The sequence below is a fragment of the Mycobacterium sp. genome (assembly GCF_035314905.1).
GTDB lineage: Bacteria > Actinomycetota > Actinomycetes > Mycobacteriales > Mycobacteriaceae > Mycobacterium.
This window is the reverse complement of record NZ_DATFYW010000172.1, coordinates 1-14216: the sequence shown is the minus strand read 5'-3', so window position 1 is coordinate 14216 and position 14216 is coordinate 1. Positions and strand designations below refer to the sequence as shown.

At 67.0% G+C, this 14216-nt stretch carries 12 protein-coding genes and 4 pseudogenes; 7 read left to right on the top strand and 9 right to left on the bottom strand.

The window, feature by feature from the left end; translation table 11 throughout:
- Window positions 1–5: 5 nt before the first annotated feature.
- The 3 genes and pseudogenes from VKG81_RS21550 to VKG81_RS14735 all read right to left on the bottom strand — a co-directional run.
- Window positions 6–209 (bottom strand): annotated as a pseudogene (locus tag VKG81_RS21550) (hypothetical protein); the annotation flags it as partial.
- Between the two features lie 11 nt (window positions 210–220).
- A pseudogene (locus VKG81_RS21545) lies at window positions 221–325 on the bottom strand (slipin family protein); the annotation flags it as partial.
- A gap of 309 nt (window positions 326–634) precedes the next feature.
- Window positions 635–1192 carry a universal stress protein gene (locus tag VKG81_RS14735; protein WP_324397125.1) on the bottom strand — a complete coding sequence of 186 codons (558 nt, stop codon included), beginning with the start codon at window positions 1190–1192 and terminating at the stop codon, window positions 635–637.
- Between the two features lie 365 nt (window positions 1193–1557).
- On the opposite strand from VKG81_RS14735, the gene VKG81_RS14730 reads away from it, so the two are divergent.
- Both VKG81_RS14730 and VKG81_RS14725 read left to right on the top strand, forming a co-directional pair.
- The gene (locus tag VKG81_RS14730; protein ID WP_324397123.1) at window positions 1558–1800 is read left to right on the top strand and encodes a hypothetical protein; all 243 of its coding nucleotides are present in this window, start codon (window positions 1558–1560) and stop codon (window positions 1798–1800) included.
- A 118-nt stretch (window positions 1801–1918) separates the two neighbouring features.
- On the top strand, window positions 1919–3703 hold the full coding sequence (locus VKG81_RS14725) for an ABC transporter ATP-binding protein (RefSeq protein WP_324397121.1): 1785 nt from the start codon (window positions 1919–1921) through the stop codon (window positions 3701–3703).
- 182 nt (window positions 3704–3885) lie between these two features.
- Here VKG81_RS14725 and VKG81_RS14720 read toward each other — a convergent pair whose 3' ends face one another.
- The gene (locus tag VKG81_RS14720; RefSeq protein WP_324397119.1) at window positions 3886–5553 is read right to left on the bottom strand and encodes an MFS transporter; all 1668 of its coding nucleotides are present in this window, start codon (window positions 5551–5553) and stop codon (window positions 3886–3888) included.
- A gap of 363 nt (window positions 5554–5916) precedes the next feature.
- Between VKG81_RS14720 and VKG81_RS14715 the strand changes: the two are divergent.
- Window positions 5917–6180: pseudogene (locus tag VKG81_RS14715) on the top strand (integrase core domain-containing protein); the annotation flags it as partial.
- 282 nt (window positions 6181–6462) lie between these two features.
- Here the strand turns inward: VKG81_RS14715 and VKG81_RS14710 are convergent.
- The 4 genes and pseudogenes from VKG81_RS14710 to VKG81_RS14695 all read right to left on the bottom strand — a co-directional run bounded on the left by VKG81_RS14710 (window position 6463) and on the right by VKG81_RS14695 (window position 8020).
- Window positions 6463–6939 (bottom strand): peroxiredoxin family protein, encoded by a 477-nt coding sequence (locus VKG81_RS14710; RefSeq protein WP_324397118.1) that lies wholly within the window; start codon window positions 6937–6939, stop codon window positions 6463–6465.
- A 185-nt stretch (window positions 6940–7124) separates the two neighbouring features.
- Window positions 7125–7499, bottom strand: coding sequence for an alpha/beta fold hydrolase (locus tag VKG81_RS14705; protein ID WP_324397116.1), 375 nt, complete (start codon window positions 7497–7499; stop codon window positions 7125–7127).
- A gap of 70 nt (window positions 7500–7569) precedes the next feature.
- Window positions 7570–7716: pseudogene (locus VKG81_RS14700) on the bottom strand (alpha/beta fold hydrolase); the annotation flags it as partial.
- A 40-nt stretch (window positions 7717–7756) separates the two neighbouring features.
- Entirely contained in the window at window positions 7757–8020 is a 264-nt protein-coding gene (locus tag VKG81_RS14695) for a hypothetical protein (protein WP_324397114.1), read from the bottom strand.
- A gap of 110 nt (window positions 8021–8130) precedes the next feature.
- On the opposite strand from VKG81_RS14695, the gene VKG81_RS14690 reads away from it, so the two are divergent.
- Together VKG81_RS14690 and VKG81_RS14685 are read left to right on the top strand one after the other, a co-directional pair.
- Entirely contained in the window at window positions 8131–8754 is a 624-nt protein-coding gene (locus VKG81_RS14690) for a TetR/AcrR family transcriptional regulator (RefSeq protein WP_324397112.1), read from the top strand.
- Between the two features lie 289 nt (window positions 8755–9043).
- Complete coding sequence (locus VKG81_RS14685; protein WP_414685285.1) at window positions 9044–9607, top strand: TetR/AcrR family transcriptional regulator; 564 nt, start codon at window positions 9044–9046, stop codon at window positions 9605–9607.
- Between the two features lie 487 nt (window positions 9608–10094).
- Here the strand turns inward: VKG81_RS14685 and VKG81_RS14680 are convergent, their stop codons facing one another.
- Window positions 10095–12020: a glycoside hydrolase family 15 protein gene (locus tag VKG81_RS14680; protein WP_324397110.1), complete on the bottom strand. Its 1926-nt coding sequence runs from the start codon at window positions 12018–12020 to the stop codon at window positions 10095–10097.
- 241 nt (window positions 12021–12261) lie between these two features.
- On the opposite strand from VKG81_RS14680, the gene VKG81_RS14675 reads away from it, so the two are divergent.
- Complete coding sequence (locus tag VKG81_RS14675; protein ID WP_324397108.1) at window positions 12262–13674, top strand: molybdopterin-dependent oxidoreductase; 1413 nt, start codon at window positions 12262–12264, stop codon at window positions 13672–13674.
- Window positions 13674–14216 (top strand): hypothetical protein (locus VKG81_RS14670; RefSeq protein ID WP_324397106.1); only part of this gene is annotated, 543 nt, incomplete at its 3' end. The genes VKG81_RS14675 and VKG81_RS14670, both read left to right, overlap by 1 nt.

The window sequence follows — 14216 nt, the reverse complement described above, 5'->3', positions numbered from 1 at the left end:
CCGTGCATGTTGCGGTTGGTGCGCCAGTAGGTGCGTCGGTGGAGAGTCGGGTACCCGTGGAAGGCGAAGACGACGTGTTTGTCGGCGGTGAACAGGGCGTCGTAGTCGCGGTCGCTCAGTCCGTGCGGGTGCTCGCTGGCCGACCGCAACCTCATCACGTTGACCACGCGGATCTTCAACTCGGGCAGGTGTTCCCGCAGGATCGACACCGCTGCTAGCGCTTCCAGTGCGGGACTGTCCCCGCAGCAACGCTGACGTTGTCGCGGGTGATGATGCCCTGGGACTGAATCGGCATCGTGAGAATGCACAGCGAGACTCTGGTCAGGGAGGCCGGAGACGGTGTCGCTCCGGGTGCTATCACAACCGGTACCCACGACGTTTCGCGTCATGACAACGCTCCTGCCTAGGCCGCGAAACGACCCGGTTGACTCGTATCGGCTACGACGTGACATGGATAGTCACTCATGCAGTACCGCCGACACCCCCGCTACTCGGGGGCCCTCCGCCCCAAGCCGTCCGAGAACAGTGCCCGACCCAACAATCCGGCCAGACCTCGAAACCCTACTGGGCGAACTGAACTGCCGGTATCTCCGGAGACTAAGCCCACCTGCCTAGCCACACACCGGAGGCTGCTCTAGCCCTTCGCTGCCCGCTGCGGGGCGGGGACGACCACCACGGGACACCTCGAGTGGGACACGACGTGTTGGCTGACCGAGCCGAGCATCGCCCCGACGAATCCGCCGTGCCCGTGAGAACCGACCACCAGCATGTCGCATCCGCTTACGCTGTCGAGCAGCACCTGGGCGGCATGTCCTTCCAGCGTCTCCTGCGTGATTCGGACCGGATCCGTCGCGCAGTCCGGGTCGGATTCGATGGCCTGGCTGACGGCGGCGTCCAGCAGCTTTTTCACCGAAGCAGCTGCGTCAGTGAAATCGTCCGGAGGTACACCCTCGCCCGGCCTATAACCCAACGGGAACATGCTGCCTAACCCGGGATCGACCCAACTTGGATAGTACTGCCAGGCAAAGACCGCGTGGACAGGGATCTTGCGGGCCCGTGCCTCCCCGAACGCCCACAGCAGAGCGCTCAACGACCCCTGCGACCCGTCGACGCCGACCACGATCCGGCCGCCCTGCTGCGATCCATCGGCAGAAGCGAGCGGCTCCGAGGATTGCCGTCCAGTACTGGCCATAGGGTGATTATGGGTGCGCGGCTGCGCCAGAGCCATTTCCAAATGGGCGCGGTTAGCTCACTAATTGCGGTCGCGTCTAGCACGGATTCGTTTGAACAGGCAGTGGCATACCCCGGCCGGTCATCTCCCGCCTGGCTTAGCGGGCTTCGAGATGGCGCGTACGCATCCCGGTGACGTATGTGCCGGTCTCGTGAGCGCCGCCGACAGCGTCCAGTCCGTCCCTTCGATGTGCAGAAGTGTTGAACGCCGTTAGCGTGGCCGGCATCGCTGTGGCGAGATCGTCGCAAAAGTCCGATGGCCCCAGTAGTCCGCGGGGCGATCTGGATGCCCGGCAATGCCAAGGCCGGGCAGATCGGTGCGACCCCATGCCGCCGCTGGTGTTCGTCGATGAACCCGCAGATGATCAGCAGCTGGACGAGATCAACTTCGCATGGGCGTGCCTGGGCGTCCGGGCCGAGGGCGGCAACGGGGACCTGGCCTGTCGGTCAACGAGAGGGCCAGTTGGCCGCTGTCGCGGGCGAGGGCTGCACAGTACGCTGGGTTTGGAAGACCTCATCAACGCGACGTTGCGCGAGGCCGTCAAGGTCGCACCGAATATCGGGCGGTGACCGAGGAGGGGGCTCCGGTCCTGCACGAAAGCCGGTGTAACGGACGGGCACCCGCTCACCACTAAGGGGTCGTCGGAGTCGACTTTGTCGTACTCCGCCTAGACGAGGAGAGCCTGCCGTGCCGCCGTTGCTCAAAGAGCTGCTCCGACCGCGCCGCCGTGGCATCACCATCATCCTGGCCGCGACCCTGGTGCAGATCGCGACGAGCCTGGCCGCGCCCTGGCCGCTGAAAGTTGTCCTCGACAACGTGGTGGGAAGGCGCCCTCCGCCGCACTGGATTGGCTGGCTATTGCCGATGTTGGGCGGCGACACCAGGGTGCATATCGCTGCCGCCGCGGCCATCGTGACGGTGCTGATCGCGGCGGTGACGGGCGCCGCGATGTACGTCGCCAGCTACTTCACGGAGAGTCTAAGTCAGTTCATCGGCAACGATCTGCGCGTGCGGCTCTACAACCACCTGCAGGAACTCTCGCTCGCGTATTACGACACCAACCGGGTCGGCACCATCCTGAGCACCCTCACCGGTGACGTTCAGACCATCCAGAGCTTCGCGTCGACCTCCACCCTCAACATCTTCACCGACACCCTGACTGTGGCCGGGATGATTGTCGTGATGTTCCTGCTGCGTTGGGATTTCGCTCTGATCGCTATCGGGGTGACACCGCTGCTGGCAATCTTCGTGTGGCGTGTCAACAAAGCCGTCAGGATGGCGGTGAAGGAGGTGCGCACCCGCCAGTCGGATCTGTTGGCCACCTTGCAGGAGGGCCTGCAATCGATTCAAGTGGTGCAGGCGTTCGGGCGCGAGAAGCAGCAGACGCAGCAACTACGCCAGGCCAGCATGGAGACCGTGACCGCCTGGCTCAAGGCTCGGAAAGTGTCGTCGCTGCTCTCACCGGTGGTCAGCCTAGCGATCGCGGTGTGCACCGGCCTGGTGCTCTGGCGCGGTTCACTGCTCATACTCTCCGGCGCGATGACCGCCGGCGCGCTGACCGTCTTCCTCGCATACCTGGCAAAGTTTTTCCAACCGGTACGCGAGCTTACCCAGCTGACCAACACCATCGCGCAGGTGTCGGTGTCGTTCGAGCGTGTCCTGGCGGTGTGTGACGCCGACAAGACGATCCCCGAGCGTCCCGCTCCCCAAGATCCGCCCCGGTTTAGAGGTGAGATCGTCTTCGACCATGTGGTGTTCGGCTATGACCCCGCGGTTCCCGTGTTACGTGACATCAGCTTCACGGTGAGGCCGGGACAAATGGTGGGCATCGTCGGGCCCACCGGCAGCGGCAAATCCACGGTCGTCAGCCTCATCCCGCGCTTCCGCGAACTTGACGCCGGCTCCATCACGATCGACGGGGTGGACATCTGCGATTACCGGCTGCACGGACTCCGCGGCCAGATCGGTTTTGTGCTGCAGGACACCGTGCTGCTGCGCGGAACCGTGCGCGACAACATCGCCTTCGGCCGCCCCGACGCCACCGACGAGCAAATCGTTGAAGCGGCCACGCTGGCCAACGCCGATGAGTTCATCACCCGCATGCCGCAGGGCTATGACAGCCTGGTGGGTGACCGCGGTACAACCCTGTCGGGCGGTCAGCGCCAACGCATCGGCATTGCCCGCGCGCTCATCCGCGACAATCCCATTCTGATTCTCGACGAGCCCACCGCGGCATTGGATTCCGAGTCCGAAGAGCTGGTGATCGAGGCCCTGGAACGGCTCATGGAGGGTCGCACGGTCATCGTCATCGCCCATCGCTTGAGCACCCTGCGCAACGCCGACAAGATCATCGTCATCAAGGACGGCGTGGTCGCAGAAGACGGCACCCACAAGGAGTTGCTGGCCCTCGGCGGCGTCTATGCCGATCTGCATCGCCTCCAACTCGGCCGACCCGTGCCAGTGGACGCTTAGCGAATGACCGTTGAGACATCTGACTTCGCCGACTTGTCCGCGCTATTCGCTCATCCGGATCGTAGCGTCGCGCGCGCTGCACCTCCCCGCTTTGTACCGCGACCCCCGCGGAAATAAACCAGTCGCGCCGCGGTGGGGTTAATTGATCGATGAAGCGAGGTCGTAAGGATGAATGCCTTGGGTCAAGTGCCGCCGGGGTGGTATCCAGACCCATCAGGCCAGCGGCGCGGCGGTACTTCGACGGCACACATTTGAAAGCGTGGTGCGAGTGACCAGTGTCGTGCCAGCAGACTGGGGTCGGGTGCGCGGCCGTCGGGTCGAGCGATTCCTTCACGTGCCCGCGACACCGCCTGGCCGGTTCCTGCGATGGCGGTCCAGGCCGGCCGGCGCCGGGAAGCGCGGTGGCGGCCCGCGGTGGCCGGCGCCAGGAAGCCGATTAAGACCGCGGTCATGAGCAGGACCGCAGCACCGGCCAGCATGGCGCCCTGGTAGCCGCGCGTAAAGCTGTCCTGCGCCGCGGCAACCAGCCGGTCACCGTGCGGGCCGGCGGAGAGCGCGACGCCCAGGGCGCCGCCGATGCCCCGGCGTGCCGCCTCGGCGGCCGCCGGCGGCAGTCCGTGCAATGCCGGCGCGATCCGGTGACCGTAGAGGCTGACGAGCAGGCTGCCCAGCACTGCGGCGCCGATGGCGCTGCCTACTTCTCGTGTGACGTCGTTGACCGCTGAGCTCAGCGTCCGCCGGTCGGCCGGCAGGCCCTGCAAGATCAGGGTGGTACCCGCAGTCAGGGCCACTCCCATGCCGAAGGCGGTGATCACCAGCCCGAGCGCGAAGCACCAGTAGGACTGAGTGGCGGTCACCGCAAAGACGAGCAGCCCCGCCGCCATCGTCGCCGCGCCCACCGAGCCGGTCCACCGAGCGCCGTAGCGGGCGGTGAGACGAGGGGACAGTTGGCTGCCCGGGGCGATGCCGACCGCGAAGGGCAGCAGGCGCACCGCGGCGCCGAGCGGGTCGTAGCCATTCACGAACTGCAAAAACTGCGGCCCGAGCAGGAAGAAACCGAACACGGCCAGGCTCAGCAGCAGCACGAGCAGGCTCCCGGCAGCGAGCCCCCGGTGGCGGAACAGTGCGACATCGAGCATCGGAGCGGGGCTGCGCCGCTCCGCGACGACGAAGGCCGCCAGGCCGAGAACCCCGATGCCTAGGCCGGTGAGGGTAAGCGGTGCTGTCCAGCCCTGATCGGGGCCCTGGATGACGCCGTAGACCAGACCGGCAAGGCCGAGGGCGGCCAGTGTGCCGCCGCGAAGATCCAACGAGAGGGCCGTGTCCCGCGCGTTGGGGACCAGCCGGGCAACGGCAGGAAGCAGCGCGACGGCCGCGACCCCGTAGACGACTTGGATACTGCCCCACCAGAAACTGTGCAGCAGCACCCCGGACAGCAGGACTCCGAGCAGCGCGCCGGCCCCGGTGACCCCGGCCCAGACCGAGACCGCGAAGGCGCGGCGTTCCTCGGGATAGGTGTCCACCAAAACCGACAGGGTGGCCGGCATGACGAAGGTCGCGCCAAGCCCGGCGACCACCCGCCACCCGATCAATGGGTGCGGCTCGGTCACGAAGCCGCTGGCAATGCTCGCCGCGGCGAAAACGCCTAATCCGCCCACCATCGCCAGCCGGCGCCCGTACTTGTCGGCGGCGATGCCGGCCGGCAGGAGCAGCGCCGCGAAGGCCAGTGCATAAGCGTTGATCACCCAGGTCAGTTGCGTTTGCGTCGCGCCGATCGCCGCCGCGATATCGGGCTGGGCGACCGAAAGACTGCTGTTTGCCCCGACGACCAGGCCGAGGGAGGCGCACATCACCACCAGCAGCGCGAGCAGCCGCCGACGGCTGGGAGCACCGACGCCAGTCCCGGCTGCCGCTGGTCTGGTCGTCGCTGGCGGTCTCGTCGGGGTGGCCGGTCGGATCGATGTGTCAGTAACCACGGGCGCGCTCAGCGACGGCGTAGGCGGCGATCGGTGCGCGATCAGTCATCGGGGTGCGTCCGAACCGGGGAGCTGACATGAGATGCCCGCAAGTCCGCCCAGACGGCTGGCCAGCCCGCGACTGTTTCACACTCAAACATTCGCTGCCGAAGGAGTCGCGGCTGGCGCACATCGAGTGACATCCGCCACAGCACAGGCTCGGGACGTGGGCGGGCTTCGATCGCCACCACCGACGTGCGGCCCATCAAGATCGTGTCCATCGTCGACGAGCACACCCGCGAATGCCTCGGCGGCCTGGTCGAGCGCTGCATCACCGGCGAACTCGACCACCCAGCGCAGCTGCGAGGTTACCCCGCCGTGCTGCGCTGCGACAACGGCCCCGAACTGGCCTGCGCGGCCATGGCCGGCGACCGGGTCGTACTGCACTTCATCCCGCCCGGCCAGCCGTGGCGCAACGGCCACATCGAATCGTTCAACAGCAGGATCCGCGATGTATGCCTCGGGGCGGGGGTCATGGCCCACTCGCTTGTACTCTGCAGTACAGTAGGATCCGCAGCAGTGTCGCTGTGTGCGGCGCCGGCGCGAGGCGAATCCTGCGGGGGGCCGTCCAGCCACCGGGTGCGAGCCGAGCTGATCGGTGGCGACGTGCGATCAGAAAGGGACGTTTCGATTGCCCGGGCGCCCAGCTAAATCGCCAACTCGCGCCCGATTCCGCTTCTCCCGCCGGCGAGCAGCATCCGGCGACCCGCGACTGAGAATGGACGAGGCGTCACTGTCGACGCCTCAGTGCTCCGACTGGATGTAGCGCAGGAATCCGACCACGTCGTCGGGGACCAGGCGACCGATCGCCCCGCTGGAGTACACCGCGGTGATCACCGTGCCGTCGGGGTCCAACACGAAACCAGTCGATTGCAGATACTTGGGTTCGCGATTGGTGTAACTGCCGATCGCGACGCTGACCGCGTCCGCGTCGGCGTCATGCCCTACCGGGAAGGTGAGCTTGTATTTGTCGACCGTTTCGGCGGCGCTCGCCTCATCATCAACGGACAGCGCCACCACCTTGGCGTTGACCGCCGCAAGCTTGTCCTGAGCCCGGCCGAACGCCGCCAGCTGTGCGTTGCAGTAGGGGCACCACGACCCACGGTAGATCAACACGACACCATATGACCCGGCCAGATCCTGCGGGATCGACAACGTGTCCCCGCCCACGGTGGCGATCTTTAACTCCGGAAACTTCTCGCCATTCTGCAAGAAACCCATGCCCGCGCTCCCTATCAACGATTATGTACTACTTAGTCCACTCTCGTCTGGGGAGGGGCTTCTGTCAAGGTCGCGGCTCGTCGGTCGGCGCTCGGCACCCCGCCACCACGGTGAACGCTCCGCTGCGCGTCTTTTCGCTGGCGCTGCGGTTTTCCTTGACGGAGCTTGCGGGCGCCGCCAGAGGCTCAGCCGAGCAGCGTGAGCACTTCCCGGGCCAGTTGTTCGCCGCGGTCCTCCTGAAGGAAGTGTGAGGCACCCTCGATCTTGACCTGCTGCTCCGCCGACGGGATGAGGTCGCAAAACGCCTGCCCGGCCTGCGGATACGGAAAGACCGGATCCTGGTCGGAGAACGCGACCAGCGCCGGCTTGGTCCACCGTGACAACTCGTCGGTCACCGCCAGCATCTCCTTCGCCCCCGGGGCATCTCGGCTGATGGGCACCAGTAACGGGAACTGCGCGGCCCCGGCCTTGGACTCGGCGGTGGGAAAAGGGGCGTCGTAGGCGCCGACAACGTTCCCGGGCAGATCGGTCGCGGTTGCGCCCTGAATGACAAAGCCCACCGGCAGATCGGGGGTTTTTTTCCGCGAAGTTGCGCCACTCTAGAAAGCCTTTCGAAACCCGCCCGGTAAACAGGCCGGTGTTGAAGATCGCCAGCGCCGCAACGCGATCGGCGTTCTGCACCGCCCACCGCAGGCCGATCGGGCCGCCCCAGTCCTGAACGACCACGGTGGCGTCGCGCAGATCAAGTCCTGCCAGTAACCGCGCCACCAGCTTGCAGTGGCGGTCATAGGAATACCAGCGGCGATCGGTCGGCTTGTCAGAGCGCCCGAAGCCGGGCGTAGTCGGGAACGATGACCCGGTTTCCGGCGTCCGCCAGTGGCGGCACCATCTTGCGGTACAGGTAGGCCCAGCTCGGCTCGCCGTGAAAGCACACCACCGGCGCGCCGCCGCGCGGTCCTTCGTCCAGGTAGTGCATCCGCAGCCCGTCGACGTCGAGGTAGTTCGGCGCGAAGTGGTAGCCGGGCAGCTTCTCGAACCGCGAGTCCGCTGTGCGGTACACCTCCGGGGTGGTCGTCGTCATGGGAGCATCTCCGATCGGTAGACAATCAAGGACCGCGTCCGCCGTGGCGGAGGTGGTCACAACGTAGCGACTCGTTGACTGACCGGTCAACTATAGGTTACGGTGCGGGCGTGCCACGGACGTCGGATGCCCGCGATCGGCTGGTCTCAACGGCGGCGCGGCTGTTCCTCGAACGCAGCTACCACGCCGTCGGTGTGGACGAATTGTGCGCGGCCGCCGACGTACGCAAAGGCAGCTTCTACCACTACTTCTCGTCCAAGTCCGAGCTCGCCAAGGCGGTGGTGGATCTTCACGCTGACGTCTTTCGAACCCGCCTGGCCGGCTCGCCGGGCGGTACGCCCACCGAGAAGCTGCACGCCATCCCCGATGCCATCGGGGCGATCCAGTCGGGGCTGGAGGCGAAATTCGGTCGCGCGGTAGGCTGCCCGTTCGGCAACCTGGCCGCCGAGTTGGCGACGACCGACGAAGAGGTCCGCGCGCACCTGTCCCGACACCTCGCCGCGATGGAGGATCAGCTCGCGATCATCTGCCGCGACGCTGCGCGCCTTGGTGCGCTGCGCGAGGACACCGACCCCGACCAGCTAGCCCACGCCCTGCTCGCCCAGTACCAGGGCATCATTTTGCTGGCCAAGCTCCACGACTCGGGGGTGTCGGTGCTGGCACCCGCGCTGCATGAATTCATCGACGGCTACCTCGCCCCGCCGGCCGTGGCGGCTTGCGGTACCGCGACGTAGGGAGTTCGCGCCGGTACTCACCGCGGCGCTGAGTCTGACCCACATCCGGTGTGGGCAACGTGATGCTTCCTTCCCGGCACCTTGCGCCGCGGGTGTATAACCGCGTTTGCTGCCCGCGCCACGGCCTCCGTTGCCGGAGCCGGGCAGCTACGGCCTATAAAGTAATAACGTGACTGGCTCGCCTCCTGGCGCTGGTGTGCGCCCGTTGCCGGCGACCGAGCGGGGGCGGCGTACCCGAGCGTCGATCATCGATGCGGCGGCGACGTTGATGTATCAGCGGGGCGTGAGTATGACCAGCCTCGACGATGTGTTGGCGGCGGCTGGTTCGGGAAAGTCACAGCTGTATCACTACTTTGACAACAAGGCCGAGTTGGTCGCCGCGGTGATCGAGCGGCAACTGCAATTGGTGCTCGCCAAGCAGCCCAGCGTGTTTAACATCGAGTCCTGGGACGGGCTGGAGGCGTGGGCGGCCGAGATTCTTGCCGTTCACGCCGAGCCGGGTGGCCCGTTCGCCTGCCCGTTGGGCACCATGGCCGCGGAGCTGAAAAACGACCAGTCGTTTCGGCCGCTTCTCGATGAGGCGTTTCGGCAGTGGGAGGCGCCGCTGGCGCGCGGGCTGGCCCGGATGCAGGAACGCGGTGAACTGGTCGCCGAGGCCGACCCGGCGCGGCTGGCGACCACGGTGATCGCCGCGCTGCAGGGCGGGATGCTGCTGGGGCGGGTTCGTGGGGACGTCACCCCGCTGCGCGACACCCTGACCAGCGCGCTCGCCCAGCTGCACCAGTGGGAACCCGCCACCGCGCCACGACCGCGCCGCACCCGCTCCTCGGCCACCCGGCAGCGGGCACGTTAGCGATCGACTCACCGGTGTGGCTCGACACGCGTTAACGCCGCGCCAGAAACGCCGCCAACAGGCGCCCGTGGAATCCGGGATCAAGTTGTTCGTCACAGATCGCGCCGACCGCAATCAGCACAGCCCGGAACTGGTCCACACAATTGCGGCAACCGCGACATCCCGCCAGATGCTAGTCAAAACGGTCTCGGACGTGCCCATCGAGTGCTTGCTCATGGTAGGCCGTCACCAGCTCGCCCAGTTCGGCACAGGTCATCAAATATCTGCGCATCACCGCTCCGGTTGTCCTGCAACGCTTCTGGGCCCGGCAGACCAAGTGCAATGACCGCTCGCCGGTCCGCGGTGAACGGGTCAGGCACGCTGCCGGTTGCCGCCATCAGTGTGACATCATTGCGCGGTACGGCCACGCGTACACCACCGCGGCCAATGTGAAGCCCAACAACGGTTTAGTGGGGTTCGCGGCGCGAAGCGTTACACACCCGTCACCCTATTGGTTGAACCGGGTTCGGCGACCACGACGCCGGCTCACCGATAATCTTCCGCAGGGAGGGCGATCCCACCGAGGCCAGCGCCCGGGTTCTTCCGGCGACGGGCCGCTCTCGTCGCGGGCAGCGTCGGCCAGTGCTTGCGCGGCCGTGATCAGCCCCAGATGACTGAACGCCTGCGGAAAATTTCCCAGCAGCTCGCCGGTGGCCGAATCCACCTGCTCGGAGAACAACCCGAGCGGACTGGCGAACCCCGCGGCGCGGGTCAGGACCTCGTAGGACCGTTGCAGTTGACCGGTGTACGCCAGGGCCTGGGCCAGCCAGAACGTGCACAACAGAAAGCTGCCTTCGCCGGTGGTGATGCCGTCACCGCCCCGGTACCGGTACAGCAGTCCCTGGTCGTCGGACAGGCCAGTCTCGATGGCGTCGATGGTGGCCAGCAGGCCTGCATCATCGGGAGGCAAAAAACCGACCGTAGCCATCAGCAGCACCGAGGCGTCGAGGGCGTCGGAGCCGAAGTATTGGGTGAACGCCCCGGCCCGCTCGCTCCAGCCGCGCTCGACGATGGCGTCGCGGATGTCGCTGCGCACCGTCCACCAGTGGTTGAGGCGATCCTCGGCGCCCAGCTGTCGGGCCATGTTGATCCCGCGATCCAGCGCGACCCAGCACATCAACTTGCTGTGCAGGTAGGGTCGCGGCGGCCCCCGCACCTCCCAGATGCCCTGGTCGTCGTCACGCCACCGGTCCGCGGCGGCGTCGACGGTGGCCACCAGAAACCGGCGGGTGGTCTCATCCATCGCGCCCAGCTGCTGATGCACGGTGTCCGCGGCGGCAAGCAGCGCCCCATACACATCGAGCTGGCGCTGTCCCCACGCCTGGTTGCCGACCCGCACCGGCCCGCTACCGCGCCAACCTTCCAGATGACCGATCTCCCGCTCGGCAAGCTCTCGTTCGCCGCCGATCCCGAACATGATCTGCAGGTCGACACCGCGGTCGAGCTGAGTAGCCGCTGCCCGGGCCACGAACGCGAAGAACCGGCCGGCCTCCACCGGACAGGCGGCGATGAACAACCCCTGCATGGTCATGCTGGCGTCACGCAACCAGGTGTAGCGGTAGTCCCAGGTCCGGCCGCTGTGCACTCCTTCGGGCAGGCTGGTGGTGGGCGCCGCGACGATGGCGCCACTGCGTTGGTACGTCAGGCCCTGCAGCACCACCCCGCTGTGGAGCACCAGCTCGCGCAGCGGACCCTGGTAGCGCTGATGCAGCGCCGACCAGCTGCGCCACGCGGCCTCGGTGGCGCGCAACCGGCGACGGACCGCGAGCGCGCTCCAGCGGGTAGGCGCGGGCCCCCACGGGTCGTGTTGGGCGAGTGCGAAACACCGCTCCTGTCCCTCAGCCAGTGTCAGCAGCCCAGATGCGCTCCCGGCGGCCATGGTCATGTCCGCGTCGGTGCTCAATGACAACACCGTCGCTCCGCCGTGGGACACGATCGCGCCGCGCTGCACACTCAGCCGCGGATGCACCAGCCCGAATTCGGGCCGCGGCACATACTCGATCAGGACCGGCACCCGTCCCCGGGTGCACCGCACCCGCCGCAGCAACACCCCCGGCGCAGACCGGCCCAGCTCGTGACCGCGCTGCCGCCCATCGAGGGCCAGCGCGTCGATGACCACCAACTCCCCGCTCGGCGCCGACCATGTGGTCTCCAGCACCAGGCCCGGTGAGCGGTAGCGCCACCGCGGCGAGAACACCGGCTCGGCCGGCGCCACCGAAAAATGACCCGCGTCGCGATCGAGCAGGCGGCCGAATACCGGGGCGCTGTCAAACCGCGGCAGACACAACCAATCGACCGAACCCGCCGCCGTCACCAGCGCCGCGCTGGCGCAATCCGACAGCAGCGCGTGCCGCGCGAGCGCGACATCACTCACTGCGACCCGCTCCTAGGCGCCAGAATCGGTGCGGCCGGTCACATACCGACTCGGCGCGGTGTCGCAGGGCGGGGCGCCTCGGACTCAAAGACGTGTGCCGCGACGCCGCGTTGCTGACCGGCATTGCCATGTACTTGACAGTACAGTGGATGGTTGGAACGGTAGCGCCAACACCAATCAACACGGCTTTGAGCTCCTATCGGTGAGGGCGGCTGGTGGCACTAGTTATGGAAGTATCAAGATGACGGCCTCGAGCGCGCCGCAGGGTGAGACGGAACCAGCGCAGCCACCGCGGTCCGCCGCGGCCATTCCCGACGAGGCATCTTCCCGTCCGTCGCAGGTCGGGCCGTCAGAGAGCGGCTACGGGTTTCCGTCGCTGCTATGGCGGACGCTCGCCGCTCATCCGCCGCCGGGGTTGTCGAGAATCCGCTGGCGCAGCCCCCTGCGCGGGCCGTGGCTGACATCGGTGTTCGGGGCGACCCTGCTGGTGGTGCTGCCCATCGTGATCATCACCGGCCTGTTGTCCTATATCGCCTACGGGCCTCGGTTCGGGCAGGCCATCCCGTTTGAGGTGGGCTGGCTTAAGCTGCCCATCTTTGATTGGCCGACCCGCCCGGCGTGGCTGTATCGGTTCACTCAGGGCCTGCACGTGGGGCTGGGACTGGTGATGATCCCGGTGGTACTGGCCAAGTTGTGGTCGGTGATTCCGCGGCTGTTCGCCTGGCCGCCGTCGCGCTCGCTGGCCCAAACGCTGGAGCGGGTGACGCTGCTGATGCTGGTGGGCGGCATCCTCTTCGAGATCGTCACCGGTGTGCTCAACATCCAATACGACTACATTTTCGGCTTTAGCTTCTACACCGCACACTATTTCGGGGCGTGGGTATTCATCGCGGCATTCGTCTCCCATGTCTGTTTGAAGCTCCCCACCATGGTGCGCGCCCTGCGGTCGCGGTCGATGCGCAGCGTTTTGCGCACCTCGTTGGCCGACACGGTGCCCGAACCGCTCGACCCCGACGGGCTGGTCGCGCCCGACCCTGATCCACCCACGCTCAGCCGGCGCGGCGCGTTGGCCGTCGTCGGCGGGGGTGCGCTGCTGGTGGCGGTGCTCACCGCTGGCCAAACGCTGGGCGGATTCACCCGTCGTGCGGCGGTGCTGTTGCCGCGCGGGCGCAGCTACGGCAGAGGGCCCAATGATTTTCAGATTAACCGCACCGCCGTGGCGGCCGGTATCGATCCCGCTGTCACCGGGGCCGGCTGGCGCCTGCAGCTGTTCGGCGGGCCGGCTCCGATGAGCCTGGACCGCGCGGCGCTGCTGGCCATGCCGTTGCACACGGTGGAGTTGCCGATCGCCTGTGTGGAGGGCTGGTCCACCACGCAGCGCTGGACCGGTGTGCGGCTGCGTGATCTGGCAGCGGCCGCCGGGCGCAGGCAGCCGGCCTCGGCGATCGTGTCTTCACTGGAGCGCTTCGGCGCGTTCAACCATGCAATCCTGCAGGCCAATCAGATCCTTGACCCCGACGCGTTGTTGGCGTTGCAGGTCAACGGGGCCCAGCTGTCACTGGATCACGGCTATCCGGCGCGGATCGTCGTGCCGGCGCTGCCCGGCGTGCACAACACCAAATGGGTCTCGGCCATCGACTTCCGGGACATCTGATGCGCGCGCTGGCACGGCTGTACGGCGATCACCTGTTTCATCTGGTGGTGGTGATGGCCGCGTTGGCGCTGGGCGCCTACACCGTCTCGGTGCTCGGGGTGCGCAACCTGTTCAATCCCAGCGTGTGGTGGCAATCCATCGCCGTGTGGTTCGCGGTGGCGGTGATCGGCCATGACCTGATCTTGTTTCCGCTTTACGCGCTGGCTGATCGGCTGCTGTGCCGCGTAACGTCCCCGCCGACTCGCCGCGACGGCGCGCGGCCACGCTCGACGCGGCGAGTACCGCCGACCAACTATCTACGCATGCCCACCCTGGCTGCGGCGCTGCTACTAGTGATGTTTTTGCCGGGCATCATCCAACAGGGCGCACCCACCTACCACGCCGCCACCGGGCTGACCCAGGCCCCCTACCTGTCGCGCTGGCTGCTGCTCACCGCCGCCTTCTACCTCATCAGTGCCCTGTGCTACGCCGTCAACACCCTGCTCGCTCAACGCCGCGCCGCCACGCCAACCGCAGCGGACCACCCATCCGCTCACCCGCAG